This is a genomic window from Geodermatophilus sp. SYSU D00814 (assembly GCF_054050055.1).
Genome location: NZ_JBJGYP010000011.1, coordinates 79,339 through 105,060, shown reverse-complemented (window position 1 = coordinate 105,060; position 25,722 = coordinate 79,339). Strand labels below are relative to the sequence as shown.

General features: G+C 75.6%; 19 protein-coding genes and 1 tRNA gene. 12 read left to right on the top strand and 8 right to left on the bottom strand.

What is annotated here, in order from left to right:
- The first annotated feature begins 7 nt into the window (after positions 1-7).
- The 7 genes from ACI780_RS10730 to ACI780_RS10700 all read left to right on the top strand — a co-directional run bounded on the left by ACI780_RS10730 (position 8) and on the right by ACI780_RS10700 (position 12,465).
- Positions 8-1,963, top strand: a complete 1,956-nt coding sequence (locus ACI780_RS10730) for an FUSC family protein (RefSeq protein ID WP_456870256.1) — start codon at positions 8-10, stop codon at positions 1,961-1,963.
- 36 nt (positions 1,964-1,999) lie between these two features.
- Complete coding sequence (locus ACI780_RS10725; RefSeq protein WP_456870255.1) at positions 2,000-2,998, top strand: alpha/beta fold hydrolase; 999 nt, start codon at positions 2,000-2,002, stop codon at positions 2,996-2,998.
- A 106-nt stretch (positions 2,999-3,104) separates the two neighbouring features.
- The gene (locus tag ACI780_RS10720; RefSeq protein ID WP_456870254.1) at positions 3,105-4,514 is read left to right on the top strand and encodes a WS/DGAT/MGAT family O-acyltransferase; all 1,410 of its coding nucleotides are present in this window, start codon (positions 3,105-3,107) and stop codon (positions 4,512-4,514) included.
- A gap of 39 nt (positions 4,515-4,553) precedes the next feature.
- Complete coding sequence (locus ACI780_RS10715; RefSeq protein WP_456870253.1) at positions 4,554-5,561, top strand: NAD-dependent epimerase/dehydratase family protein; 1,008 nt, start codon at positions 4,554-4,556, stop codon at positions 5,559-5,561.
- Positions 5,562-5,673: 112 nt separating this feature from the next.
- Positions 5,674-7,923 (top strand): glycerol-3-phosphate 1-O-acyltransferase, encoded by a 2,250-nt coding sequence (locus tag ACI780_RS10710; protein ID WP_456870252.1) that lies wholly within the window; start codon positions 5,674-5,676, stop codon positions 7,921-7,923.
- Positions 7,920-10,871, top strand: a complete 2,952-nt coding sequence (locus ACI780_RS10705; RefSeq protein ID WP_457002817.1) for a wax ester/triacylglycerol synthase family O-acyltransferase — start codon at positions 7,920-7,922, stop codon at positions 10,869-10,871. Before ACI780_RS10710 ends, ACI780_RS10705 begins: the two co-directional genes overlap by 4 nt.
- Positions 10,872-10,929: 58 nt before the next feature.
- Positions 10,930-12,465: a long-chain-fatty-acid--CoA ligase gene (locus tag ACI780_RS10700; protein WP_457002815.1), complete on the top strand. Its 1,536-nt coding sequence runs from the start codon at positions 10,930-10,932 to the stop codon at positions 12,463-12,465.
- Here the strand turns inward: ACI780_RS10700 and ACI780_RS10695 are convergent.
- On the bottom strand, positions 12,440-13,348 hold the full coding sequence (locus tag ACI780_RS10695) for an alpha/beta fold hydrolase (RefSeq protein ID WP_456870249.1): 909 nt from the start codon (positions 13,346-13,348) through the stop codon (positions 12,440-12,442). The two genes, ACI780_RS10700 and ACI780_RS10695, sit on opposite strands and share 26 nt — an antisense overlap.
- Before the next feature lie 226 nt (positions 13,349-13,574).
- Between ACI780_RS10695 and ACI780_RS10690 the strand changes: the two genes are divergently transcribed.
- Positions 13,575-14,375: an esterase/lipase family protein gene (locus tag ACI780_RS10690; RefSeq protein WP_456870248.1), complete on the top strand. Its 801-nt coding sequence runs from the start codon at positions 13,575-13,577 to the stop codon at positions 14,373-14,375.
- A gap of 86 nt (positions 14,376-14,461) precedes the next feature.
- Here ACI780_RS10690 and ACI780_RS10685 read toward each other — a convergent pair whose 3' ends face one another.
- The 4 genes from ACI780_RS10685 to ACI780_RS10670 form a co-directional block, all read right to left on the bottom strand.
- Positions 14,462-15,028 carry a hypothetical protein gene (locus ACI780_RS10685; RefSeq protein WP_457002812.1) on the bottom strand — a complete coding sequence of 189 codons (567 nt, stop codon included), beginning with the start codon at positions 15,026-15,028 and terminating at the stop codon, positions 14,462-14,464.
- A 76-nt stretch (positions 15,029-15,104) separates the two neighbouring features.
- A tRNA-Val gene (locus ACI780_RS10680) sits at positions 15,105-15,176 on the bottom strand.
- Between the two features lie 12 nt (positions 15,177-15,188).
- Positions 15,189-15,650, bottom strand: a complete 462-nt coding sequence (locus ACI780_RS10675) for a peroxiredoxin (RefSeq protein WP_456870246.1) — start codon at positions 15,648-15,650, stop codon at positions 15,189-15,191.
- A 94-nt stretch (positions 15,651-15,744) separates the two neighbouring features.
- Positions 15,745-16,170: a DUF3052 domain-containing protein gene (locus tag ACI780_RS10670; protein WP_457002810.1), complete on the bottom strand. Its 426-nt coding sequence runs from the start codon at positions 16,168-16,170 to the stop codon at positions 15,745-15,747.
- 323 nt (positions 16,171-16,493) lie between these two features.
- On the opposite strand from ACI780_RS10670, the gene aceE reads away from it, so the two are divergent.
- Together aceE and ACI780_RS10660 are read left to right on the top strand one after the other, a co-directional pair.
- A complete protein-coding gene (aceE, locus tag ACI780_RS10665; RefSeq protein ID WP_456870245.1) occupies positions 16,494-19,292 on the top strand; it encodes a pyruvate dehydrogenase (acetyl-transferring), homodimeric type in 2,799 nt (932 codons plus the stop codon).
- A gap of 12 nt (positions 19,293-19,304) precedes the next feature.
- Complete coding sequence (locus tag ACI780_RS10660) at positions 19,305-20,294, top strand: FAD-dependent oxidoreductase (protein ID WP_457002807.1); 990 nt, start codon at positions 19,305-19,307, stop codon at positions 20,292-20,294.
- 7 nt (positions 20,295-20,301) lie between these two features.
- On the opposite strand, the gene ACI780_RS10655 is transcribed toward ACI780_RS10660, so the two are convergent.
- Positions 20,302-21,702 carry a GH1 family beta-glucosidase gene (locus tag ACI780_RS10655; protein WP_457002805.1) on the bottom strand — a complete coding sequence of 467 codons (1,401 nt, stop codon included), beginning with the start codon at positions 21,700-21,702 and terminating at the stop codon, positions 20,302-20,304.
- A 245-nt stretch (positions 21,703-21,947) separates the two neighbouring features.
- Between ACI780_RS10655 and ACI780_RS10650 the strand changes: the two genes are divergently transcribed.
- Positions 21,948-23,243, top strand: coding sequence for a right-handed parallel beta-helix repeat-containing protein (locus ACI780_RS10650; protein WP_457002803.1), 1,296 nt, complete (start codon positions 21,948-21,950; stop codon positions 23,241-23,243).
- 38 nt (positions 23,244-23,281) lie between these two features.
- Here the strand turns inward: ACI780_RS10650 and ACI780_RS10645 are convergent, their stop codons facing one another.
- Both ACI780_RS10645 and ACI780_RS10640 read right to left on the bottom strand, forming a co-directional pair.
- Positions 23,282-23,773 (bottom strand): pirin family protein, encoded by a 492-nt coding sequence (locus ACI780_RS10645; protein ID WP_457002801.1) that lies wholly within the window; start codon positions 23,771-23,773, stop codon positions 23,282-23,284.
- Positions 23,770-24,450 carry a phosphatase PAP2 family protein gene (locus tag ACI780_RS10640; protein ID WP_457002799.1) on the bottom strand — a complete coding sequence of 227 codons (681 nt, stop codon included), beginning with the start codon at positions 24,448-24,450 and terminating at the stop codon, positions 23,770-23,772. Before ACI780_RS10640 ends, ACI780_RS10645 begins: the two co-directional genes overlap by 4 nt.
- A 45-nt stretch (positions 24,451-24,495) precedes the next feature.
- On the opposite strand from ACI780_RS10640, the gene ACI780_RS10635 reads away from it, so the two are divergent.
- Positions 24,496-25,674: a PucR family transcriptional regulator gene (locus ACI780_RS10635; protein ID WP_457002797.1), complete on the top strand. Its 1,179-nt coding sequence runs from the start codon at positions 24,496-24,498 to the stop codon at positions 25,672-25,674.
- Positions 25,675-25,722: the final 48 nt, after the last annotated feature.

Here is a 25,722-nt window from a genome sequence, read left to right as displayed (position 1 = left end):
TCGGCCCGTGGCGGAGAGGTCGCTGCGCGCCCCGGCGTGGCTCGAGGAACTGGTCCGCACCTCCCCCCCGCCGGTGCCGTGGCGCGACGTCGCCCGCTTCGCCGTCACGCTGCCCGCGCCGCTGGCCGTCGCGCTCGCCGTCGGCGGGGAGTCCGCCCTCGGCGCCGGCGTGTTCGCCACCACCGGCGCGCTGGCCGCCACCCTCGCCCCGCAGGGCGGGCCGCTGCGCGACCGGCTGCGGCGCACCGCGGCCGCCGTGGGTCTCGGCGCGGTCGGGCTGGTCGCCGGGCAGTTCGCCGCGGGGGGCGGGGTGGTGCCGGTGGTCGTCGTCGCGGTCCTCGCGGCGGCCGCGGCGCTGATCAGCGCGATCAGCTCGGCGCTGTCGCTGGGCGCGCTGCAGCTGCTCATCTACACCGCGCTCGCCTCCGGGCTGCAGACGCCGCTGCCGGCGGTCGCGGAGCTGGCGTGGTTCGCCGCCGGCGCGGCGTGGGCGACGCTGACCGTCCTGGTGCAGGCGGCGACCGAGCCCAGCGACCCCGACCGGACCGCGGTCGCCGCCGTGTTCACCCGCATCGCCGGGCTGCTCACCGCCGTGGGCACCGACGCCACCGAGACCGCCCGCCGCGACCTGACCGCCGCGCTCAACGCCGCCTACGACCGGGTGATCCGCAGCCGCAGCATCTCGTCGGGGCGCAACCGGGAGCTCTCGGAGCTGGCGGGGGTGCTCAACGCGGCCGCGCCGCTGGTCGAGGCCGCCGTCGCCTCCGCCCGCACCGCGGTGCCCGCCGACCCGCACGACGTCACCGCAGTGCACGCCCTCGCCGCCGCGGTCACCGGCAGCCGCGAGCTGCCCGCCGAGCGGCCGGCGGCACTGGCGGACGGGCCCGCCCCGCGCCGCGCGGTCCGGCACGGGGTGCGCCTGGCGTGGGCGGTGGTCGGCGACGCGGAGGAGCGGGCCGAGGCCGCCGTCGCCCCGCCGCGGCCGTCCCCGCGGCAGCGGCTGCGCGAGCTCGCCGACCGCACCCTCGGCAGCCCCGACACCCGCGACTTCGCCGTCCGCCTGGTGCTGTGCATGACGATCGCCGAGATCGCCCGCCAGCTGCTGCCCATCGAGCGGCCCTACTGGGTGCTGCTCACCGTGGCGATCGTGCTCAAGCCCGACTTCGGCTCGGTGTTCACCCGGGCGGTGCAGCGCGGCGTCGGCACCCTGATCGGCGTCCTCATCGGCTCGCTGCTGCTGTCGTTCCTGCCGCGCAACGGCTGGGTGGTCGTGGCCATGGCTGTGGCCGCCGCTCTGCTGCCGTGGGCCCGCGGCGCGAACTTCGGCCTGTTCTCGGTCTTCCAGACGCCGGTGATCATCCTGCTGCTCGACCTCGCCGTGCCCGGCGGCCCGGACCTGGTCGCCGCCCGGCTCCTCGACACCCTCATCGGCTGCGCGATCGTCCTCGTCGCCGGCTACCTCCTCTGGCCGCAGACCTGGCGCGCCCCGCTCGATGAGGCCATGGGCGCCACCGTGGTGGCCCTCGACGGGTTCGTGGGCGCGGCCTTCGGCGGCGGCGACCCGGCGGACCGGCGGCGGGCGCGGCGGCGCACCTACCGGGCGACGACCGAGCTGACCACCCAGCTGCAGCGCCGGCTGGCCGAGCCGCCGCCGATCAGCACCCGCGCCGCGGCGTGGTGGCCGGTCATCGTGCAGTTCGAGCGCACCGCCGACGCGGTCACCGAGGCGGTCATCGCCGCCGATGCCGGCGGCCCGGCCCCCGACCCCGACCAGGTGGCGGTGCTGCGCCGCGCGCTGCGCGAGCTGGAGGACGACGTCCGCGCGCACCGGACCCCCGACGACGCCGAGATCCACGCCGAGGGCGTGCTCGCCCCGGTCGCGCGCGAGGTCGACGCCGCCCGCCGGATGGTCCGCGACGCCGCACCGGGCCGGCGCACCGAGGCGGCGGCACCGGGCACCTGAGTCGCCGCCCGGTGGCACCTGCGCTGTCATGGACGGATGCGCCGTCGCCGCCGGACCTCCCCCGCTCCCTCCCGCCTCCCGGTCGTCCCCGGCACCGACGGTCCCCCGCCGCCGGGCTCGCGCACCGTGCGCAGCGACGACGGCGTCGACCTGCACGTGGAGTTCGACGGACCCGAGGACGCCCCGCTGACCGTCGTGTTCTGCCACGGCTTCACCGCCCGCCTCGGCGAGTGGCAGCTGCAGCGCGAGGCGGTCCGCGACCGCGCGCGGCTGGTGCTGTGGGACCACCGCGGCCACGGCCGCTCGAGCTGGGCGGACCCGACGACGGCGACCATCGACCGCACCGCCCGCGACCTCGGGCTGGTCCTCGACGCCGTCGTGCCGGCCGGGCCGGTCGTGCTCGCCGGGCACTCGATGGGCGGCATGACGATCATGGCGCTGGCGCGGCGGCGGCCGGAGCTGTTCGGGCCCCGCGTCGTCGGCGCGTTCCTGCTCGCCACCTCCGCCGGCGGGCTGGTCTCCACCGGCCTGCTCGGCGCGCTGGTGAAGCTGGTGCGGGCGCTGCACCTGCTGCCGCTCTACCTGTGGTGGCTGCGGCTGCTGGCCCCGCTGCTCGAGCGGTACCGCCGCCGCGGCACCCGGATCGGCCGCCGCTACATGCGCAAGTACCTCTTCGGCCGCGACGACGCGACCCCCGAGGCCGTGCGGGCGGTGCAGGACATGCTCGAGGAGACGCCGCTGACGGTCACCATGGCCTTCTACGGGACCTTCCTCGACCACGACGAGACCGCCGCGCTGCCGGTGCTCGGCCGCGTGCCGGTCACCGTCGTCGCCGCGGAGTACGACCGGCTGACCCCCGCCGGGCACGGCCGCCGGCTGGCCGAGCTGCTGGGCGAGCGCGCCGAGCTGGTCGTCGTCCCGGGCGCCGGGCACAGCGTCAACCTCACCCGCACCGCCGTCGTCGACGCGGCGCTGGTCGCCCTGCTCGACCGGGTGGGGACGGCTGGCTCCGACGCGGCCCGGAGGGCAGGCTGACGGTCAGGGGTGCCGCGCGAGTCCGGCACCGCACGACCGTGTGTCGCGGCCCGGTCCGCTGGACAGGAACCGGACGCAACCGTCTCGTCGAGCCGAGGAGAGACCCGTGGACCGCCTGAGCGCCACCGACGCCGGCTTCTACTACGCCGAGACCGAGAACGCGCCGCTGCACGTGGGCTCGGTGTCGGTGTTCGAGGGCCCGGCGCCGTCCTACGGCGACCTGGTGCGGCTGCTGCTGAGCAAGCTGCCCCTGGTCCCGCGCTACCGGCAGCGGGTGCGCGAGGTGCCGCTCGGCCTGGGCCGGCCGCTGTGGGTCGACGACCCGCACTTCCAGATCCTCTACCACGTGCGGCACACCGCCGTGCCGAAGCCGGGCGGCCGGGAGCAGCTGCGCAACCTGGCCGGGCGGGTGCTCGGCCAGCGGCTGGACATGGCCAAGCCGCTGTGGGAGGTGTGGCTGGTCGAGGGCCTCGAGGACGACCGCTGGGCGCTGATCTCCAAGGTCCACCACTGCATGGTCGACGGCGTCGCCGGCACCGACCTGATGCAGGTGATGTTCGACCTCGACCCGGCCGCCGAGCACCCGGCGCCGGCGGACTGGACGCCGCAGCGCACCCCCTCGGGGCTGGCCATGGCCGCCGGCGCCGTGGCCGAGACGGTCACCGCGCCGCTGCGCCAGCTCACCGCGCTGCCCGGTCCCGAGGCGGTCGGCTCCGGGGCGCGGAGCCTGGTGCGGAGCACCCGCGCGGCCGCGGCCAGCCTGCCCGCGCTGGCCCGGCAGGCGCTCACCCCGCTGGCCCGCACGCTGACCGGGCCGATCGGGCCGCACCGCCGGTGGGCGTGGGCCGACGCCGAGTTCGCCGACCTCGCCGCGGCCCGCACGGCCCTGGGCGGCACGGTCAACGACGTCGTGCTGACCGCGATCACCCGGGGCTTCCGCGACCTGCTGCAGGGCCGCGGGGCGCTGGGCGCCGACACCGTCGTGCGCACGATGGTGCCGATCTCGGTGCGCAAGGAGAACGAGCGCGGCGCGCTGAACAACCAGGTGACGGCGGTCTTCGTCGACCTGCCCGTGGGCGAGCCCGACCCGGCGGAGCGGCTGGCGCTCGTCCGGCGGCAGATGGACGAGTACAAGCGGACGATGCAGGCCGTCGACGCCCGCTCGATCATCGCCATGGGCGACTACACCGCGCCCACGCTGCTCGCCCTCGGGGTGCGGGCCTCCATGCAGGCGGGGCAGTTCTGGTGCCAGGCGGTCACCACCAACGTGCCCGGCCCCCGCGTGCCGCTGTACGTGCTCGGCCGGCGGATGGTCTCGTCGCACCCGTACGTGCCGATCGCCGGCGGCACCCGCGTCTCCATCGGGATCTTCAGCTACCTCGACCGGATGACCTTCGGCATCAACGCCGACTTCGACGCCTTCCCCGACGTCGACGTGCTGTCCGAGGGCATCTGCCGGGGCATCGAGGAGCTGGTCGCCCTGGCGAAGGACCAGCCGGCCGCGGCGGCCCGGTGAGCGGGTTCGCCGCCGGAGGGGCCGGGTAGCGGAACCGGCGTGACCGCTCCCCAGACCGACCTGACCGTCGCCGTCACCGGCCCCACCGGCACCTTCGGCGAGGGGCTGGTCCCGCTGCTGCAGGCCGACGACCGCGTGCGCCGGGTGGTCGGCATCGCCCGCCGTCCCTTCGACCCGGCCGCCCGCGGCTGGACGAAGATGGAGTACCGGCAGGGCGACGTCCGCGACACCGAGGCGCTGCGCGAGGCGTTCGCCGGCGCCGACGTCGTCGTGCACCTGGCGTTCCTCATCACCGGCAACGCCTCCCGCCAGACGACCCGGGCCATCAACGTCGACGGCACGCTCAACGCCTTCCGCGCCGCCGCGGCGGCCGGGGCGCGCCGCTTCGTCTACGCCTCCTCCCTGGCCGCCTACGGCTTCCACCGGGACAACCCGGTCGGGATGACCGAGGAGTGGCCGGTGCGGCCGGCGTCGCGGCTGTTCTACGCGCAGGAGAAGGCCGAGCTCGAGCAGCTGCTGCAGACCGAGGCGCGGGCACACCCGGAGCTGGCGCTGTACCTGCTGCGCCCGCCGGTGGTGCTCGGCCCGCACACCGTGGGCGCCAAGGACCTGCTGCCCGGCCCGCTGGCCCCGCTGGGGCGCTGGCTGGCCGAGCAGAGCACCCGGCGGCTGCCGGTGCCGGTGCCGCTCGCGGTGCCGGCCCTGCCGCTGCAGTTCATCCACGAGGACGACGTCGGCCAGGCGCTGCTGCAGTGCGTCGTCGCCGCCGGCCCGCCCGGGGCCTACAACATCGCCGGCGACGGCGTGCTGACCGCCGCCGACGTCGCCCGCGAGTACGGCGCGCTGCCGCTGCCCCTGCCGGCCGCGCCGGCGCAGCTGGCCGCGCGGGCGGTGTCGCGGCTGCCGTTCCTGCCGCCGGCGGCCGAGTGGGTCGAGGCGGCCAGCCACCCGGCCATCATGGACACGACCAAGGCCCGCGAGCAGCTGGGCTGGCAGCCGCGCTACACCGGCCTGGAGGCGCTGCGCGCCACCCTGCGCTCGGGGTGAGCTTCCCCGCGCGACGCCGGACCGGCAGGCTCGGCGTCCCGCGGCGCAAGCGCCGGCCGGGAGCCCGGCAGCAGCCCGAGCAGGCCGGGAGGAACCCCGGAGAGAGGTGCCCATGAGCGAGCTGGTGGACGTCGACGTCCCGACCATCGTCCTGGCCGACGTGACCAGCGACGTGGAGCGGCGGCTGGTGGCCGGGGCGCTGCCCGCCGACGGCGACCGGGCGACCGTGCTGCCGCTGCGGGGCGCCGCCCTGCACGACGCGCTCGCCGCCGCCTCCCCCGACACCGTCGTCACCGCGGTCCGGGTGGCGTGGACCCCGCGCCGTCCCGCCGGCTCCGCCCCCGGGCGCAGCCGGCGCGGCCGGCTGCACGACGCCCGGCCCTCCCTGCTGCGCCGCCCCCCGGCCGCGCTGCAGGCCGCGGCGCTGCGCCGCGACCCCGACCGCGCCCGGGTGGTGGTCGCCGAGCCCGCCACCGTCGCCGAGCTGACCCGGCGGTGGGACGGCAGCGGCGCGCTGCCGGCCTTCATCGCCCGCCAGGCGGAGCTGGCCCTCGACCGCGCCGAGCGGCAGGTGGTCGGCGACCGGGCCAAGGTGCCCCGCCACGTCGCCGAGGCGATCCAGTACAGCCCCGAGTTCCGCGGCGAGGTGGCCGCCCTCGCCGAGCGCCTCCAGCGGCCCGAGGAGGAGGTCTACGCCGAGGCGGTCGAGGACCTCGGCGGACTGGTCGCGGCGATGGACCCGATGGCCGTCGAGCTGTTCACCGCCTTCCTGCGGCCGGTGCACGCCCGCGCCTGGGACGTGCAGGCCGACACCGCCCGCCTCGACGACCTGCGCGAGCTCAACCGGCGCCACCCGCTGGTGTTCCTGCCCAGCCACCGCTCCTACGTCGACCCGCTGGTCCTCGCCGACGTGCTCGCCGCGCACGACTTCCCGCGCAACCACGTGCTCGGCGGGGACAACCTGCGGTTCTGGCCGGTCGGGCCCGTGGCCAAGCGCGCGGGGCTGGTGTTCATCCGGCGCAGCTTCGGCGACGACCAGGTCTACAAGCTCGCCGTCCGCGAGTACTTCGCCTTCCTGCTGGCCAAGCGCTTCAACCTCGAGTGGTACATGGAGGGCGGGCGCACCCGCACCGGCAAGCTGCGCCCGCCCCGTCACGGGTTGCTGCGCTACGTCGCCGACGCCGTCGAGCGCGGCCGGGTCGAGGACGCCTACGTCGTCCCCGTGTCGATCACCTACGACCAGCTGCGCGAGGTCACCGGGATGGCCGCCGAGCAGGGCGGCGCCGCCAAGCGCGGCGAGGGGCTGTCGTGGATGGCCTCCTACATCCGCGAGCAGGTGCGCACCCCGCTGGGCACGGTGCACGTCGGGTTCGCCGAGCCGCTGTCGCTGGCGGCGGCGCTCCGCAACGGTGCCGACCCGGCCGACCCCGACGCGCGCCGGCTGACCCTGCAGAAGGTCGCCTTCCAGGTCGCCGTCGGCATCAACTCGGTCACCCCCGCGACGGCGACGGCGCTGGTCACCCTGGCGCTGCTGGGCGTCCGCGACCGCGCGCTCACCCTCGGCCAGGTGCAGCGGGTCCTCGAGCCGCTGCTGGCCTACCTCACCGAGACCGGCCGCCCGCACTCCGGCGCCGCGCTGGCCACCGCCTCGGGCGTGAAGCGGGTGCTCGGCGCCCTCGCCCAGCAGGGCGTGGTCACCGTCTACGAGGGCGGCGAGGAGCCGGTCTACGCCATCGAGCGCGGCCAGCACCTGGTGGCCGCCTTCTACCGCAACAGCGCCATCCACCACGTCGTCGACCGGGCCATCGCCGAGCTGGTGATGCTCCGCGACCCGGTCGACCGCTGGGACGAGGCGTTCCGGCTGCGCGACCTGCTGAAGTTCGAGTTCTTCTTCCCCGAGCGCGAGCCCTACCGCGAGCGGCTGACCGCCGAGCTGGAGCGGCTGGACCCGCACTGGGAGACCGCCGACGGCCGCGCGGTGCTGTGCGCGGCGCCGCTGCTGTTCGCCCACCGGGTGCTGCGCTCCTTCGTCGACGCGCAGCTGGTCGTGGCCGAGCGGCTGGCCGCCCGCGACCCGCGCACGCCGGTGGTGCAGGCGGAGTTCCTCGCCGAGTGCAGCGGCGTGGGCCAGCAGATGCTGCTGCAGGGCCGGCTGCACGGGCCGGAGTCGCTCTCGCGCGAGCTGTTCGGCAGCGCGCTGCAGCTGGCCGCCAACCTCGACCTCGTCGACCCCGGCCGGGAGGACCTGGCCCGCCGCCGGCAGGAGTGGGCCGCTCAAGTCCGCGACGTCGTCGGCCGAGTAGGAGTGATCGACGAGTTGGACGCCGCGGCGCGGCGGGAGAACGTGGGGGTGGAGCCGTGACGGCCGACCAGGAGACGCCGACCGGCGGGTTGCGCGAGAACGCCGCGGCGATGGCCCGGAGCAGCGTCTGGACCGAGGAGCAGCTGATCGCCGACGTCGAGGCCGCGCCCCCCGGGCCGCGCGTCGGCGCGTTCTTCGACTTCGACGGCACCGTCATCGACGGCTACTCGCTGGCCGCCTTCGCCCGCCACCACCTGCGCTCGCTGGAGGTGACGCCGAACGCGCTGGGCCAGCTGCTGCTGTCCGGGCTGCGCGGGGTCACCACCGAGGAGGACTTCGAGCGGTTCACGATCACCGGCATGCGCGCCTGGGCCGGCCGCAGCGAGGACGAGCTGGTCGAGCTCGGCGAGCGGCTGTTCGTGCAGGGCATCGCCGGGTCGCTGTACCCGGAGGCCTGGCGCCTGGTCACCGCGCACCTCAACGCCGGGCACACCGTCGTCCTGGCCTCCTCGGCCACCCGCTTCCAGGTCGAGCCGGCCGCGCGCGCCCTCGGCGTGGAGCACGTGCTGGTCTCCCCCGTCGAGATCGTCGACGGCGTGTGTACCGGGCGCCCGGGCGGGCCGCTGCTGTGGCGCACGGGCAAGGCCGCCGCGGTGCGTGCCTTCGCCGAGGAGCACGGCATCGACCTGCTGCAGAGCTACGCCTACTCCAACGGCGACGAGGACGTGCCCTTCCTGCGCACGGTCGGGCGCGGCCGCGCGCTCAACCCCGGCCGCGGGCTGGCCGCCGCCGCCCGGCACTACTCCTGGCCGGTGGCCCGCTTCCGCCGCCGCGGCAGCGCCTCGCCGGTCGACGTCGCCCGCACCGTCGCGGGCCTCGGCGGCATGATCGGCGGCTTCGCCACCGGCGTGGCCGTGGGCGCGCTCGGCGGCTCCCGCCGCGAGGCGGTCGACCTCGGCATCACCCTCGCGGGTGAACTAGGCAGCGCGCTGGCCGGCGTCCGGGTCGACGTCCAGGGCGCCGAGCACCTGGCCACCCGGCCGGCGGTGTTCCTGTTCAACCACCAGAGCCAGCTCGACGTCCTGGTGCTGGCCAAGCTGCTGCGCGGCGGCTTCACCGGCGTGGCCAAGAAGGAGCTCGCCCGCACCCCGGGCTTCGGGCTGGCCTTCCGCCTCGCCGACGTCGCCTTCGTCGACCGCGGCGACCCCGCGCAGGCGCGCAGGGCGCTCGAGCCCGCGGTGGAGCGGCTGCGCGAGGGCATCTCGCTGGTCGTCGCCCCCGAGGGCACCCGCTCGGCCACCCCGACCCTCGGCCCGTTCAAGAAGGGCGCCTTCCACGTCGCGGTGCAGGCCGGCGTCCCGATCGTGCCGATCGTGCTGCGCAACACCGGCGAGCTCATGTGGCGGGGCGCCTCGGTGATCCACCCGGGCGTCGTCCAGGTGCGGGTGCTGCCGCCGGTGTCGACCGACGGCTGGACCGTCGAGGAGCTCGACGAGCGGGTCGCCGAGGTGCACGACCAGTACCTGCGCACCCTGGCCAACTGGGGCGGTCGCGGTGAGCGTCCGGTGGTCAGCGAGGAGCCGACCGCCGGCGAGCCCAGCCCGGTGCCCGCGCCGCCGCTGGCCTGGGGCAGCGCCCCGGAGATGAACCCCCTGGAGACGGCGATGTGGCGCGCGGAGGTGGCCGACCCGCGGCTGCGCGCCAACGTCGCGCTGCTGGAGCTGCTCGACCCCGCCCCCGACTGGGAGCGGCTGCGCAACGCCCACGAGTGGGCCTCCCGGATGGTGCCGCGGATGCGCCAGCGGGTGGTGGAGCCGGCGCTGGGCATCGGCACGCCGCGCTGGGTCACCGTGCCCGAACTCGACCTCGACGCGCACGTGCGGCGGGTCCGGCTCGAGGAGCCCGGCTCGATGCGGCAGCTGCTCGACGTCGTCGGGGAGTTCGTCTCCGCGCCGCTGGACCGCGACCGGCCGCTGTGGCAGGCGATGCTGGTCGAGGGGCTCTCCGACGGGCGCGCCGGCTACGTGGTCAAGACCCACCACAGCACCACCGACGGGCTCGGCGCGGTGCAGCTGATGAGCCGGCTGCACAGCCGCACCGCCGAGCACGACCCGGCGCGCCCCGAGCCGCCGGTCCCCCTCCCCGACGACGGCGTCTCGCGCACCGGCCTGCTCACCGAGCAGCTCGTCGGGACCGCCCGCTCGGCGCCGATGGCGGTGCTGCGCCGCGGGGTCGGCGCGCTGACCGCCGGCGCCCGGCCGTGGGACCTGGTCAGCTCCGCGCTGGGCTCGGCGCGCTCGGCCGGCCGCACCCTCGCCCCGCCCGGGCCGGGCTCGACGCTGCTCACCCCGCGCGGCGGCGGCTGGCACCTGGAGGTGCTCGAGGTGCCGCTGGCCGACCTCAAGGCCGGCGCCAAGGCCGCCGGGGGCTCGCTCAACGACGGCTACCTCGCCGCGGTGATCGGCGGGTTCCGGCGCTACCACCAGCGGCACGGGGCGCCGCTGGGCACGCTGGCGGTCGGCATCCCGATCAGCCTGCGCGCCCAGGACGCGCCCGAGGGCGGCAACCGGTTCACCGGCGCCCGCTTCCCCGCGCCGCTGGACGAGGCCGACCCCGCCGTCCGCATCCGGGCGATCCGCGAGTTCGTCATGTCGGTGCGCGGCGACGCGAGCTCCAGCGTGCTCAACGACCTGCTCGCCCCGACGCTGAGCTGGCTGCCCGCCCCGGTGATCGGCGCCGTCTCCGGGCAGCTGACCAGCGCCAACGACGTCCAGGTGTCCAACGTGCCGGGGGTGACCCACCCGGTCTACATCGCCGGCTCGCGCATCGACCGGATGTACCCGTTCGGCCCGCTGCCCGGGTGCGCGGCGATGATCACCCTGCTGTCGCACGAGGGGCAGTGCTGCATCGGGATGAACCTCGACGCGGCCGCGGTCACGGACCCGGCCGGGCTGGTGGCCGACCTGCAGGCGAGCCTCGACGAGGTGGTGGCGCTCGCGCAGGGTTGAGCCGGGCAGGTCGCGGTACTGGACCGGGTGTAACCCCCGTCACAGCCCAGGAGCGGCCATGAGCTTCAACCTCGCCACCATCCTGCGCGAGTCCGCCCTCGCCCACCCCGACAAGCCGATGCTGCTCATGGGCCCGCTGCGGCTCTCCTACCGGCAGGTCGACGTCCTGTCGGGGCAGGTCGCGGCGGGCCTGCGCGCGGCCGGGCTGCGCCGGGGCGACTCGGTGGCGCTGCAGCTGCCGAACGTCCCGCAGTTCGTGCTCGCCTACTTCGGTGCGCTCAAGGCCGGGCTGACGCTCGTGCCGCTCAACCCGCTGCTCAAGGCGCCGGAGGTCGCCTACCACCTCAGCGACAGCGGGGCGAAGGCGCTGATCACCTTCGACGCGTTCGCCGACGAGGCGGTCAAGGGCGCGGCCGAGGCCGGCGACGTCCGCGTGTACGTCGTCCCCTCACCCGGCGCGCCGGTGGACGCGCTGCCGGCCGACACCACGCCCTTCGACGCCCTGATGGCCGACGGCGAGGGCGCCGACCCGGCCGACGTCGAGCAGATGTCCCCCGAGGACACCGCGGTGGTCATCTACACCAGCGGCACGACCGGCCGCCCGAAGGGCGCCGAGCTCACCCACTTCCAGACCTACATGGCCGCCTCGGTGGCGGCCGAGACGTTCGCCTACCGCGACGACGACGTCGCCATGGCGGTGCTGCCGCTGTTCCACGTCTTCGGCCTGTCCAGCGTCATGAACTGCGCCGTCCGCTCGGCGGCGACCCTCGTGCTGGTGCCCCGCTTCGAGGTCGGCGCGGTGCTCGACGCGATGGAGCAGCACCGGGTCACGGTGTTCTGCGGCGTGCCGACGATGTTCGTGGCCCTCATGCACGCCGACCTCACCGGCCGAGACGTGTCCAGCCTGCGGATCTGCGTCTCCGGTGGCGCCTCCATCCCCGGCGAGGTCATCAAGGGCTTCGAGGCCGCCTACGCCGCCACGGTGCTCGAGGGCTACGGGCTGTCGGAGACCTGCGCGGTCGCCACGTTCAACCGCAGCGCCGAGGAGCGCCGGGTCATGTCGATCGGCAAGCGCCTGTGGGGCTGCGAGGTCCGCGTCGTCGACCCCGACGACGCGCCGCTGCCGACCGGCCCGGACCACGTCGGTGAGATCGTGCTGCGCGGGCACAACATCATGAAGGGCTACCTCGGCCGCCCGGAGGCCACCGCCGAGGCCATGCGCGGCGGCTGGTTCCACACCGGCGACCTCGGCTACCAGGACGACGACGGCTTCTTCTACATCGTCGACCGCAAGAAGGACCTGGTCATCCGCGGCGGGTTCAACGTCTACCCGCGCGAGATCGAGGAGGTCCTGCACGCCCACCCGGCCGTGCTCGAGGCCGCCGTCATCGGCCGGCCCGACGAGCGGCTGGGTGAGGAGGTCGTGGCGTTCGTCAGCCTCAAGGCCGGGGCGTCGGCCGAGCCGGAGGAGGTCATCGCGTTCTGCAAGGAGCGGCTGGCGGCCTACAAGTACCCGCGGCAGGTGGTCGTCATCGACGAGCTGCCCAAGGGCCCCAGCGGGAAGGTGCTCAAGACCGAGCTGCGCTCCCGCTGACGGCGGACTCCGCCAGCCACGCCAGCACGAGGTCGGCCAGGCGCTCGGGCACCTGCAGCTGCGGCACGTGCCCGACGCCGGCCAGCTCCTCGTACCGCCAGGCGGGGTTCGCGGCGGCGACCTCCCGTGCGGCCGACACCGGCACCAGCCGGTCCTGGTCGCCCTGCACCAGCAGCACCGGGGCGCCCACCCGGGCCATCGCGTCCCGGTAGCGCTGCGGGCGGATCAGGATGCCCAGCAGCGAGCGGGCCGCGGTGAGGAACGCGCGGTCCATGCCGACGACGTCGTCGCGCTGCTCGAGCAGGGCGACAGCGCGGTCGACCACCGGGGCGGGCAGCTCGTCGGGGTCGACGCCGACGAGCTGCAGCATCGCGCGGACGCGGGTGAGCGGCGTCTGGCGGGCCCGCCGCAGGGACAGCACCCGCTCGCCGATCCCCGGGAGCGCGTAGAGCGCGAAGGTGGCCGCCACCAGCGGGTCCAGCCGACGTCGGCCGCCGGGCAGCGCCGGGTCGAGCAGCACCAGCGCCCGGACGGCGTCGGGAGCGGACGCCGCGGTGAACAGCGAGATCATCCCGCCCATCGAGTTGCCCACGAGCACCGCCGGCTCGCCGACCACCTCGCGCAGGAACCGCCGCAGCACCGCGACGTTGGCCGGCACGGTGGCGCGGCGGTCACCGGGCTCGCTGCGGCCGAAACCGGGCAGGTCCAGCGCCCACACCCGGGCCGACGGCGTCAGCAGCGGGGCGAGCAGGTCCCAGTTGCCGTGGGAGCCGCCCAGCCCGTGCACCAGGACGACGGCGGGGCCGCCGTCGGTACCGCCGTAGTCCACGACGTGCACCGGACCGCCGAGGTCGACCGTCCTGCTCGTCCCGGGGTGCTCCACTCGCCGTCCTCCTGCTGTCGTCGGTGCCACGCGCGCCGCCGACCGTACGGTTCCACGGCCCGGCCGGCCTCGCGCGCCGTGCAGGTGGGACCCCTGCGACCGGTGTGGTGTGCGCCACACTCGGCACGCTGCTGCTGCCGCGCGCCGGAACAGTCAGGTGTGACGGGAGCCCCAGAGTGGTATCGCCCCGTTCGGCGGCAACGGGGCTGCCGGCGAGGAGGACGACGTGTCACGACAGCAGTTCGAGGGTCCCGGCCTCCCGCTGTACCTCACCGAGGTGGGCCGCGCGGTCGCCGACTACGGCCTCTACCTCGCGGCCCGCCCGCTGCTCCCCCGCCTGCCGGTCGGCGACGGGCACCCGGTGCTCGTGCTGCCCGGCCTGATGGCCGACGACATGTCCACGACCACCCTGCGCCGCGTGCTGCGCCGGCTCGGCTACCGCGTGCACGGCTGGCGCCTGGGCCGCAACATCGGGCCGACCGCGGAGTGCGTCGAGGGCATGGCCCGGCGCATCGAGGACCTCGGCGACCGCTACGGCCGGCCGGTCAGCCTCGTCGGCCAGAGCCTCGGCGGCATCTTCGCCCGCGACCTCGCCCGCAAGACCCCCGACGCCGTCCGCCAGGTGATCACCCTCGGCAGCCCGTTCGCGCTGCAGGCCGACACCCAGACCCGCGCACACCGGGTCTTCGAGCGCTACTCGCACCTGCACGTGGAGCGGCGGACCCTGCCGCTGCAGAGCGAGGCGACCCCCCTGCAGGTGCCCTCGACGTCGATCTACTCCCACCAGGACGGGATCGTCGCCTGGCAGGCGTGCCTGGACCGGCTCTCGCCGCACGCGGAGAACATCGCCGTCCACGCCAGCCACCTGGGCATGGGCCACAACCCGGCGGTCATCTACGCGGTGGCCGACCGGCTCGCCCAGCCCGAGGGCACCTGGCGCCCGTTCCGCTCCCCGCTGGCGCTGCGGCCGGCGTTCCCGCGCCCGGACGTCCCCGAGTTCACCTTCCGCCCGGCCGCCGCCGCCTGACGGGAGGCACCCGGCTCCCCGACCGGTCGTCCTCCGTGGTCTCCGGGCGCCCGTGACCACGACGGCCGACCACTCGACGGGACGGGTCACGCCCGGGATCGCGTCCCCACGACGCGGACCCCGAGCCAGACGAGCGCGGCCAGCAGTCCCACGGCGACCACCGCCGCGGTGACCCGCCACTCCACGAGGGAACGGGGCTGCCACCAGACGGTCACCGCGACGAGGACGTCGACGACCGCGACGAGCAGGAGGCCCACCCGCCAGACCCGGAAGCTGCTCAGCGAACCCAGCCGGGGCGGGCGCACGGCCACGAGGCGGGCCGCCTGCGACCCCCGGTCGGCGATGGGGCGCAGGCCGAGCTCGGCCTCCAGGCGCAGCATCTCCGCGCGGTCCAGGTCGGAGTGGTACCGGTGGCGACCCATCAGCTGCCAGGCCAGAACCGTGATCAGCACCCCCACGGCGCAGGCGACGGTCGTCGGCCACGGTTCGCGGTCGGGGTCCAGGGCCGTGCCGAGCAGGACGGCCTGGGCGGTGAGCGCGAGGGCCGGGACCAGCCACGGCACCGCGTCGCTCTGGCTGCTGCGCGCCACGAGCTGCTCGTAGGTGAACAGCTCCCGGGCGTACTGGTCCCTCCAGGCGGGCGGCTCCGTCACGCCGACCACCATGGCGCAGACCGGCAGTCCGCCGGCGTCCCGCGACGACGGCTCCGCCGATCCTGCTCCGCAGAGGTGGGCGCGGCCGGGATCGAACCGGCGACCGCTCGCTTGTAAGGCGAGAGCTCTCCCGCTGAGCTACGCGCCCCGCTCGCCCAGACTAGGCGGCGAGCCTGGCGACGGCGTCCTTCCAGCCGGACTGCTCGCGCGCGTCACCGGGCGAGTTGACCTCGGCGAAAGCGATCTTCCCCTCGGCGTCGACCAGGAACGTGCCGCGCAGCGCCATGCCGGCCTTGTCGTTGAACACGCCGTAGGCCTGCGCGGTCGCGCCGTGCGGCCAGAAGTCCGACAGCAGCGGGAAGTCCAGGCCCTCCTGCGCCTTGAACGCCTTGAGGCTGAACACCGGGTCGGTGCTGATCGCGAGCACCGTCACGCCGGCGCCGGTGTAGGTGGCGATCTCGTCGCGCAGCTGGCACAGCTCACCGGTGCAGATGCCGGAGAAGGCGAACGGGTAGAAGACGACCAGCACCGGCCGGCCCCGCAGCTCGGCGAGGGAGACGACCTGGCGGTCCTGGTCGGGCAGGCTGAAGTCGGGCGCGACGTCGCCGACGGAGAGGCTCATGCGCCCGATCGTGCCCCACGAGGTGAGGTGCTGGAACGGCCCCCTCGCAGGGCCCCGCCCCGAGCTCGCGAGGGGTGGGGGGCGAGGGGGTCCTTCACCGGCGGGTGCGGGCCGTCTTCGGGGTGACCAGCCGGATGCCCGACCAGTCCTTGGCCGCGGAGATGCTGCTGGTCTGCGCGAGGCCGGCGGTGGGCGCGGCCTCGGTGACGTCGCCGGGCTCGACGTGGCCGGGGCGCCCGGACTTGGGCACCAGCAGCCAGACGACGCCGTCGTCGGCCAGCGAGGCGATCGCGTCGACCAGCGCGTCGACGAGGTCGCCGTCGTCCTCGCGCCACCACAGCAGGACGACGTCGGCCACCTCGTCGGTGTCCTCGTCGACCATGTCGCTGCCGCAGGCCTCCATGATGGAGTCGCGCAGGTCCTCGTCGGCGTCCTCGTCCCAGCCGAGCTCCTGCACGACCATGCCCGGCTTGATGCCCAGCCGGGCCGCCATGCTGGCGCTGCCCGAGTCGACGCTCATCCCTGCTGTTCCTCCGGTGCTCCGTGGGGTGCCGGCCGGGAGACGGCGGGCACGCGACGCCGGCTCTCCGGCGCGGGGGGACGGCACGGGCCGACGGCGGACACGACCGGCGGGGAGGGCACCCGCAGCCTGGTCATGTCACCCCCCTCGAACCCGGACGTGCGGCGCCGACGGCGTCGGTCCGCGTGGGCAGGAGCGTAGGGCATGCCTGGTCAGGCGCAAGCGGTCCGCGGGTGGGCGCGCGGGCCCTCCGTGCGCCCGCGCGGGGATCGACCTGGGCTCCTCGCGTGACGCCGGGGCGCCGGACGCGAGACGATGGGGGCATGAGCTCACCGCAGCAGGGTGGCGACCCCACCCGCGACGCCGGCCAGCCCCGCGCGGTCATCACCGACGGGCTCCCCAGTCAGCTGGTCGACACCGATCCCGACGAGACCCAGGAGTGGGTGGAGTCGCTCGACAGCGTCGTCGAGCACGCAGGCCGCGGGCGCGCCCGCTACCTCATGCTCAAGATGCTGCAGCGCAGCCGTGAGCAGCAGGTCGGCGTCCCGGCCCTCCGCAGCACCGACTACATCAACACGATCCCGCCCGAGCGCGAGCCGTACTTCCCCGGCGACGAGGACACCGAGCGGCGGATCCGCGCCTACATCCGGTGGAACGCCGCGATCATGGTCCACCGCGCGCAGCGGCCGGGGATCGCCGTCGGCGGCCACATCTCCTCCTACGCGTCGTCGGCCTCGCTCTACGAGGTCGGCTTCAACCACTTCTTCCGCGGCAAGGACCACCCCGGCGGCGGCGACCAGATCTGGTTCCAGGGGCACGCCTCCCCCGGCATCTACGCCCGCGCCTACCTCGAGGGTCGGCTCAGCGAGCACCAGCTCGACGGCTTCCGGCAGGAGGTCAGCCACCCCGGGGGCGGGTTGTCGTCCTACCCCCACCCGCGGCTGATGCCGGACTTCTGGGAGTTCCCCAGCGTCTCCATGGGCCTGGGCCCGATGAACGCGATCTACCAGGCGCGCTTCAACCGCTACCTGCACAGCCGCGGCATCAAGGACACCTCCGACCAGCACGTCTGGGCCTTCCTCGGCGACGGCGAGATGGACGAGCCGGAGTCGCTGGGCCTGATCGGCCTGGCCGCCCGCGAGGAGCTGGACAACCTCACCTTCGTCGTCAACTGCAACCTGCAGCGCCTCGACGGCCCGGTGCGCGGCAACGGCAAGGTCATCCAGGAGCTGGAGTCCTTCTTCCGCGGCGCCGGCTGGAACGTCATCAAGGTGATCTGGGGCCGGGAGTGGGACCGGCTGCTGGCCGCCGACCGCGACGGCGCGCTGGTCAACCTGATGAACTCCACGCCCGACGGCGACTACCAGACCTACAAGGCCGAGGACGGCGCCTACGTGCGCGAGCACTTCTTCGGCCGCGACCCGCGCACCCGCAGGCTCGTGGAGAACATGAGCGACAAGGAGGTCTGGGACCTCTCCCGCGGCGGGCACGACTACCGCAAGGTCTACGCGGCGTTCAAGGCGGCGGTGGAGCACAAGGGCCAGCCGACGGTCATCCTCGCCAAGACCATCAAGGGCTGGACGCTGGGCAGCCACTTCGAGGGCCGCAACTCCACCCACCAGATGAAGAAGCTGACCGCCGAGGACCTCGCCGCCTTCCGCGACCGGCTCTACCTGCCCATCCCCGACGAGGCGCTGGACAAGACCCTGCCGCCCTACTACAAGCCCGAGCCGGACTCCGACGAGATGCAGTACATGCTCGAGCGGCGGCGGGCCCTGGGTGGTGCGGTGCCGCGGCGGCGGGCGGAGTTCAAGACCCTCAAGGCGCCCGACGACAAGGCCCTCGACGTCCTGCGGCGCGGCTCGGGCAAGCAGGAGGTGGCGACGACGATGGCGTTCGTCCGCCTGCTCAAGGAGCTGCTCAAGGACAAGGAGCTCGGCCCGCGCTTCGTGCCGATCATCCCCGACGAGGCCCGCACCTTCGGGATGGACTCCCTCTTCCCGTCGCAGAAGATCTACAACCCGGGCGGGCAGCGCTACACCTCGGTCGACCGCGAGCTGATGCTGGCCTACAAGGAGTCCGAGCAGGGCCAGATCCTGCACGAGGGCATCAACGAGGCCGGGTCCACGGCGTCGTTCACCGCCGCCGGCACCTCGTACGCCACGCACGGCGAGCCGATGATCCCGATCTACATCTTCTACTCGATGTTCGGGTTCCAGCGGACCGGCGACTCGTTCTGGGCGGCCTCGGACCAGATGACCCGCGGCTTCGTCCTGGGCGCGACCGCCGGGCGGACGACGCTCAACGGCGAGGGCCTGCAGCACGAGGACGGCCACTCGCTGCTGCTGGCGCACACCAACCCGGCGGTGGTGTCCTACGACCCGGCGTTCTCCTACGAGGTCGGGCACATCACCCGCGACGCGCTGGTCCGCATGTACGGCGAGGACCCGGGTGCGCCGCTGGGCGGGCACCGCAGCCCCGACGTCATGTACTACCTGACCGTCTACAACGAGCCCTACAACCAGCCGGCCGAGCCCGAGGGCCTCGACGTGCAGGGCCTGCTGGCCGGCATGTACCTGTACGCGCCCGGCCACGGCGAGGGCCCCCGGGCGCAGGTGCTGGCCAGCGGGGTGGCGGTGCCGTGGGCGCTGCGCGCGCAGGAGCTGCTGCGCGAGGACTGGGGCGTGTCGGCCGACGTGTGGTCGGTGACCTCCTGGACCGAGCTGCGCCGCCAGGCCGACGAGGTCAGCGAGCGCAACTTCCTGCACCCGGAGGAGGAGCCGCAGGTCCCCTACGTGACCCAGCGGCTGCAGGGCGCCGACGGCCCCGTCGTCGCGGTCTCGGACTGGATGCGGTCGGTGCCCGACCTCATCGCGCCCTACGTCCCCGGCGGGATGGCGACGCTGGGCACCGACGGGTTCGGCCTGTCCGACACCCGCCCGGCGCTGCGGCGGCACTTCCACGTCGACGCCGAGTCGATCGTCGTCCGCACCCTCGGCGCGCTGGCCGACCGCGGCGAGATCGACCGCGCGAAGGTGCGCGAGGCGGTGGAGCGGTACCGCGTCCGCGACGTGCAGGCCGCGCCCGCCGACGAGCGCTCGGACCCCAGCCCCGCCACCTGACGAAGGACCCCCGTGCCCCCCACCACTCGCGAGCTCGCGGCGGGGCCCTGCACGGGGGCCGCTGACGGCGGCCGCCGCGAGGTGGCCGTCGTCGGCGGCGGGGTGGTCGGCCTGACCTGCGCCCTGGAGCTGGCCCAGGCCGGCCACCGGGTGCGGCTGCACGCCGCCGACCCACCGGAGGCGACTACCTCGGCGGTGGCCGCGGCGCTGTGGTTCCCCTACCGGGCGGCGCCGGCCGACGCGGTGCTGCGCTGGGGTGCGGTCTCCCGCACCGCCTTCACCGCGCTCGCCGGCAACCCGGTCACGGGGGTGACCCTGCGGCCGGGCACCGTGGTGCACCGCACGCCCGAGCCGGACCCGTGGTGGGCACCGGGCGTGCCCGGCGTCCGCCCGGCGACCCCGGCGGAGCTCCCGCCCGGGGTCACCGCCGGCACCCGCTGCACGCTGCCGGTGGTCGACACCGGCCGCTACCTGCCCTGGCTGGCCGACGTCGCCCGCTCCGCCGGGGTGGAGGTCGTCCGCGAGCGGGTCGCTCGGCTCGAGGACGTGCCCGGCGACGCGGTCGTCGTGGCCGCGGGGCTGGCCTCGGGCCCGCTCCTCGGCGACGACACCGGCGTCCCGGTGCAGGGGCAGGTGGTGCGCCTCGCCGACCCGGGCCTCACCGGCTGGGTGCTCGACGAGGACGGGCCCGCAGGGCTGACCTACGTGGTGCCCCGCGGGCGCGACGTCGTCTGCGGCGGCACCGCCGTCGAGGGCGCCACGGGCACCGACCCCGACCCCGACGTCGAGGCCGCCGTCCTCGCGCGGGCCCGGGCGCTGGTGCCGGAGCTGCGCGACGCGCCGGTGCTGTCCCGGGCGGTCGGGCTGCGGCCCGGCCGGCCCACCGTGCGGCTCGAGCGGATCGAGCGGGCGGGCCGGCCGGTCGTGGCCTGCTACGGCCACGGCGGCGCGGGGATCACCCTCTCCTGGGGCTGCGCGGCCGACGTCGTCGCGCTGGTCTGAGCGCCCGTCAGCCGCGGTCGCGGTGGCGGCGCAGCACGTCGGCGTAGACGCGGCCGCTGTCCTTCACCGTCCGCCGCTGGGTGTCGTAGTCCACGTGCACCAGGCCGAAGCGCTGCCCGTAGCCGCGGGCCCACTCGAAGTTGTCCAGCAGCGACCAGGCGAAGTAGCCGCGGACCGGCGCGCCCCGCTCGATCGCCGAGCCCACGGCGGCCAGGTGGCGCAGCAGGAAGTCGACCCGCTGCGGGTCGCGCACCGCGCCCTCGGCGTCGACCTCGTCGTCCCAGGCCGAGCCGTTCTCCGTGACCACCAGCGGCAGGCCCGGCGCCTTCTCCCCGAGCCACAGCAGCAGGTCGGTGAACGCCCCGGGGCTGATGCCCCAGCCCATGGTGGTCGTCGGCCCCTCGGGATCGAGCTCGACGACCCGCTCGCCGCCGATGAAGGACGTGGGCGGCTTGTCGGCCGGCCGCTCCCCGGCCCGCACGGTCTCCTCGAAGTAGTAGTTCACGCCCAGCCAGTCCAACGGCGCGGCGATGGCCTGCAGGTCGCCGTCCTGCACCGGCAGCGGCGCACCGGCGGCGGCGAGGTCCTCGACCACGTCGGCGGGGTAGGCGCCGGAGACGACCGGCTCGAGGAACATGCGGTTCTGCTGGCCGTCGAGGCGGCGGGCGGCGTCGCGGTCGGCGGGCGAGTCGGTGGCCGGGTGCATCGGGGTGAAGTTGAGCGTGATGCCCAGCGAGCCGACGCCGGCCTCGCGCAGCCGGCCCGCGGCCAGGCCGTGCCCGAGCAGCAGGTGGTGCACGGCGCGGGAGGCCGCGACCGGGTCCTGCACGCCGGGGGCGTGCACCCCGGCCATGTGGCCGAGCAGGGAGCTGACCATCGGCTCGTTGAGCGTCGACCAGTGCCGCACCCGGTCCCCGAGCGCGTCGACGACGACGGCGGCGTAGTCGGCGAAGCGGGCGGCGGTGTCCCGGTCGGTCCAGCCGCCGCGGTCCTGCAGCGCCTGCGGCAGGTCCCAGTGGTACAGCGTCAGCCACGGGTCGATGCCCGCGCCGAGCAGCTCGTCGACCAGCCGCCGGTAGAAGTCCAGCCCGCGCTGCTCCACCCGCCCGGCGCCCTCGGGGAGCACCCGCGGCCACGCCACCGAGAACCGGTACGCCGACAGCCCCAGGTCGCCCATCAGCGCCACGTCGTCGCGGTACCGGTGGTAGTGGTCGCAGGCGACGTCGCCGGTGTCGCCGCGCTCGACGCGGCCCGGGGTGTGGCTGAAGGTGTCCCAGATCGACGGCCCCCGGCCGTCCTCGTGCACCGCGCCCTCGATCTGGTAGGCCGCGGTGGCGGCACCGAAGACGAAGCCGGGCGGGAAGGTCAGGCCGGCGAGGAGGTCCTCGCGGCCGTCACTGGTGGTCATGGAAGCGGTGCTCCTCGCGAGGACGGGGGAAGGGGGCGGCGCGGGCAGTGTGCCCGACGCCTCTCCGGGCGCCGCGGCGAGGGGAGGGTGCGTCCGTCCGCGAGGCACGACCCGGGTCGGAATAGCACACGACCCGGGTATGAGGTCACACCCGCCTCTGTCGTGTCGCTGGCCCCATTCGTCACTTCTCCCCATCGTTGCGGTGCGCACCCGGGCCCTCGGGCGCGTCCCCACCGGGAGGACACATGCAGCACCCGTGCACAGCCGGACCCCTGCGGACACCGGGCCTCACCCGCGGGCTGACGATCACCGCGTCGGCCGTCCTCGCCTTCACCGCCCTGCCGGCCGGCCTCGCCGCCGCCGACGGGGGCGGGGGCTCGGGCGGAGGCGACACCTGGGTCGTCCACGAGGGCGAGTCCATCCAGGCGGCCGTCGACGCGGCGCAGTCCGGCGACACGATCAGGATCGAGGCGGGCGAGTACCACGAGGCCGTCTGCGTCGCCGGCAAGGGCCTGACCATCGTCGGCGCCGGGCGCGGAGACGACGGCACCCGCATCGTCTGGGACGAGTGGACGACCCCCGACCAGCTGCCGGACGTGGCGTCGACCTCCTGCTGGGAGGCCCAGAACGAGGCCGACCCGGAGTCCGACCCCGACACGCTCGCCGACGACGTCTCCGGCCTGTTCTTCCTGAACCCGGACGGGCCGGTCCGGGTGCGCGACCTGTCCACCTGGAACCACCCGGCCAACGGCATCGCCGCCTGGGGCGCCGACGGCTTCCGGGTGCGCAAGACCGCAGGGCACGCCCACGAGCGCTTCGGCATCCTCGCCGCCGACTCCACCCACACGCGGATCTCCCGGAACATCCTGCAGGGGCTCGACCGCGGCACGCCCGAGTCGCCCAACAGCGGCACGGCCGGCATCGGGATCACCGACTCCGACCTGTCCTACGCCGACGTCGTGGCCAACGACGTCCAGGGCTACAACCTGGGCATCTTCGCCCGGGAGTCCCGCAGCGGCGCCATCCGGAACAACTACGTGGCCGGCAACTGCGTCGGCGTCCTCGTCTTCGACGACGCCCTCACCGAGATCCCCGACGCCACGCGGCAGGTCGAGGGCGGCGACTGGCAGATCGAGCACAACGAGGTGACCGGCAACGACCGGTTCTGCCTCGCCGGCGTCGGCGACGTCGAGGCGTCGCTGCGCGTCTCCGGGACCGGCGTGGGCGTGGTGAACGCGGACTCGGTGTCGGTGAAGCGGAACCAGATCCACGACAACGTCCCGTCGGTGGACCCCGCGTCGCTGCAGTTCCCCGCCGGCGGGGTCGTCCTCGTGACGCTGCCGCCGTTCAACAACCCGCTCGGCATCGACCCCGGTCCCGCCGACGACATCCAGGTCGTCCAGAACACGATCACCGGCAACGTCCCCGTCGACGTCCTGCTGAGCGCCACGGGCTTCGGCCCGCTGGGGGACGTGGGCGACGTCGAGTTCGAGGACAACACCTGCAACGCCAGCGTCCCGCCGGAGCTCTGCGCTCCCTGACCCACCGGGGCCGGGGCCCTCTCGCCGGAGGGCCCCGGTCAGGTGGCCCAGGCGGGGCGGGCGGCGTCGACCTGCCAGACGACGACCGTCCCCCCGCCGGGACGCAGCACGACGCCGTCGGGCACCGCCGCGCCGTCGTCGTCCGGGCCCAGCCACAGCCGGGCGTCGGGGCGGCCGAGGTCGACCCAGCCGCGCGGCGCCGGCCGCACCTCGTGGGCCGGCGCCGCGCCCGGGTCGGCCGCCCGGAGGTGGCTCTGCAGCACCCGCGCGCCCGCGGGTCCGGCGACCTCGTCGTGGTCGAGGCCGCGCCCGGCGCGCAGCACGCCGACGTCCCCGGCGCCCAGCTCCGCGCCGTCCCCCCAGCGGTGGGTGAGCGACCCGGCCAGCACGACCACCACGACGTCGACGGCGCGGTGCGCGTGCACCCCGTAGCCGGCACCGGGCCGGAGCCGGTCGAGGGTGACCCGCAGCAGCGGGCCCAGCGAGCCGTCGCCCGGCTCGAGGAGGGTCTGCCCCACGGGCCCGGTCACGCGCGGACCCCCTCCGCCGTGCGCTCCGGCAGCGCGCCGGCCCCGCCCGGCAGCCCGCCGAGCACCCACGCCACGGCCAGCGACCACGCCACCCCCAGCGCCAGCCCGCCGACGACGTCGGAGGGGTAGTGCACGCCCAGCCACACGCGGGTGAGGCCGACCAGCACGGCCAGCGCCACCCCGGCCGCCACCGCCGTCCGGCGCCCGCCCGCGGTCAGCCTCGGCCAGGCGAGGACGAGCGCGACGGTGACCAGCGTGGCGATGCCGGAGGAGTGCCCGCTGGGGTAGCTCAGCCCCTCGTAGTGCAGGCCGCCGTTCTCGTACGCCGGGCGGGCGCGGCCGGCGAGGTCCTTGAGCGCGGTCGTGAGCGGGCCGACGCCGGTGATCGCCACGACCACCCACAGCACGGTGCGCCACGCCCGCCGCCCGACCAGCCAGACCAGCACCGGCAGGAACACCAGCACGCGGAACCAGGTCACGCCCGGGGTGGTGAGGACCTCCAGCAGCCCGCCGACGAGCGGGGAGCGGTCGTCGCCGGCGTACAGCGCGCGGCTGACCGCGTCGTCGAGGCGCACCTGCGGGGGGAGGTCGGTGACCACACCGGCGCCGAGCACGCCCAGCACGGCCAGCCCGCCCCCGATCGCGGTCAGGACCCGGCGGGTGGCGGAGGGCAGCACTCCCCCACTCTCCCCGACGCCGCCGGCCGTGACACGCTGGCCGCCGTGGTCGACCGGGGACACGACCGCCCACCGTCCGCCGAGACGCTGCGGCGGCTGGAGCGCGCCTCCGGGGCCATCGCCACCCGCGCCGTCGCCCGGATGGACGACGACCTGCCCTGGTTCCGCACCATGCCCGCCGACCAGCGCTCGTGGGTCATGCTCGTCGCCCAGGCCGGCATCGCCTCGCTGGTGGAGTGGTGCCGCAACCCCGGCCGTCCGCCGCGGCTGACCGGCGAGGTGTTCGGCGCCGCCCCGCGCGACCTGGTCCGCGCGGTGCCGCTCAAGCAGACCGTCGACCTGGTCAAGCTCACCGTCGAGGTGATGGACGACCACGTCGAGTCGGTGGCCGAGCCCGGCGACGTCGTGGCGCTGCGCGTGGCGGTGCTGCAGTTCAGCCGCGAGGTCGCCTTCGCCACCGCGCACGTCTACGCGAGCTTCGCCGAGAACCGCGGCGCCTGGGACGCCCGGCTGGAGGCGCTCGTCGTCGACGCCCTGGTCCGCGGCGAGCGCAGCGAGGAGCTGCCCGGCCGCGCCGCGGCGCTGGGCTGGGCCGGGACCGCGCCGGTCACCGTGCTGGTCGGCGCCGCCCCGGCCGACGGCGACACGCACGCCGCCGTCCGCCGGGCCGCCCGCTCCCAGGGCTGCGAGGTGCTCGTCGGGGTGCACGCCGAGCAGCTGGTCGTCGTCCTCGGCGGCGCCGACGACGTGGCCGCGGCCGCCCGCCGGGTGGGCGAGGAGTTCGCGCCGGGCCCGGTCGTGCTCGGCCCCGTCGTCGACCGGCTCAGCGCCGCCGGCGGGTCGGCCGCCGCCGCGCTCGCCGGGCTGCGGGCCGCCCGCGCCTGGCCCGGTGCGCCGCGGCCGGTCGCCGCCGACGCCCTGCTGCCCGAGCGCGCGCTCGACGGCGACCCGCTGGCCCGCGCCGCGCTGGCCGAGCGGCTGGTGCTGCCGTTGCGCGAGGCCGGCGGCGAGGTGCTGGAGACGGTGCGCGCGGTGCTCGCCGGCGGCGGCAACCTGGAGGCCAGCGCGCGGGCGCTGTTCGTGCACCCGAACACCGTCCGGTACCGGCTCAAGCGGGCCGCGGAGCTGACCGGGCAGGTGGTCACCGACCCCCGCGGCGCCTGGACGCTGCAGGTCGCCCTCGCGCTCGCCGACCTCGACGGCGGCCGCGGCCTCTGGCGCTGACACCCGGGCACTTCCGCGGAAGTGCCCGGGCGGGCAGTGTGGTCCCCA

Bases quoted from the DNA above. Each gene is read 5' to 3' on its own strand.
- ACI780_RS10675 (WP_456870246.1), bottom strand. From the start codon at position 15,650: ATGAGCCTCTCCGTCGGCGACGTCGCGCCCGACTTCAGCCTGCCCGAC.
- ACI780_RS10670 (WP_457002810.1), bottom strand. From the start codon at position 16,170: ATGAGCGTCGACTCGGGCAGCGCCAGCATGGCGGCCCGGCTGGGCATC.
- ACI780_RS10655 (WP_457002805.1), bottom strand. From the start codon at position 21,702: ATGACCACCAGTGACGGCCGCGAGGACCTCCTCGCCGGCCTGACCTTC.
- ACI780_RS10725 (WP_456870255.1), top strand. From the start codon at position 2,000: ATGCGCCGTCGCCGCCGGACCTCCCCCGCTCCCTCCCGCCTCCCGGTC.
- ACI780_RS10700 (WP_457002815.1), top strand. From the start codon at position 10,930: ATGAGCTTCAACCTCGCCACCATCCTGCGCGAGTCCGCCCTCGCCCAC.
- ACI780_RS10710 (WP_456870252.1), top strand. From the start codon at position 5,674: ATGAGCGAGCTGGTGGACGTCGACGTCCCGACCATCGTCCTGGCCGAC.
- ACI780_RS10650 (WP_457002803.1), top strand. From the start codon at position 21,948: ATGCAGCACCCGTGCACAGCCGGACCCCTGCGGACACCGGGCCTCACC.
- aceE (WP_456870245.1), top strand. From the start codon at position 16,494: ATGAGCTCACCGCAGCAGGGTGGCGACCCCACCCGCGACGCCGGCCAG.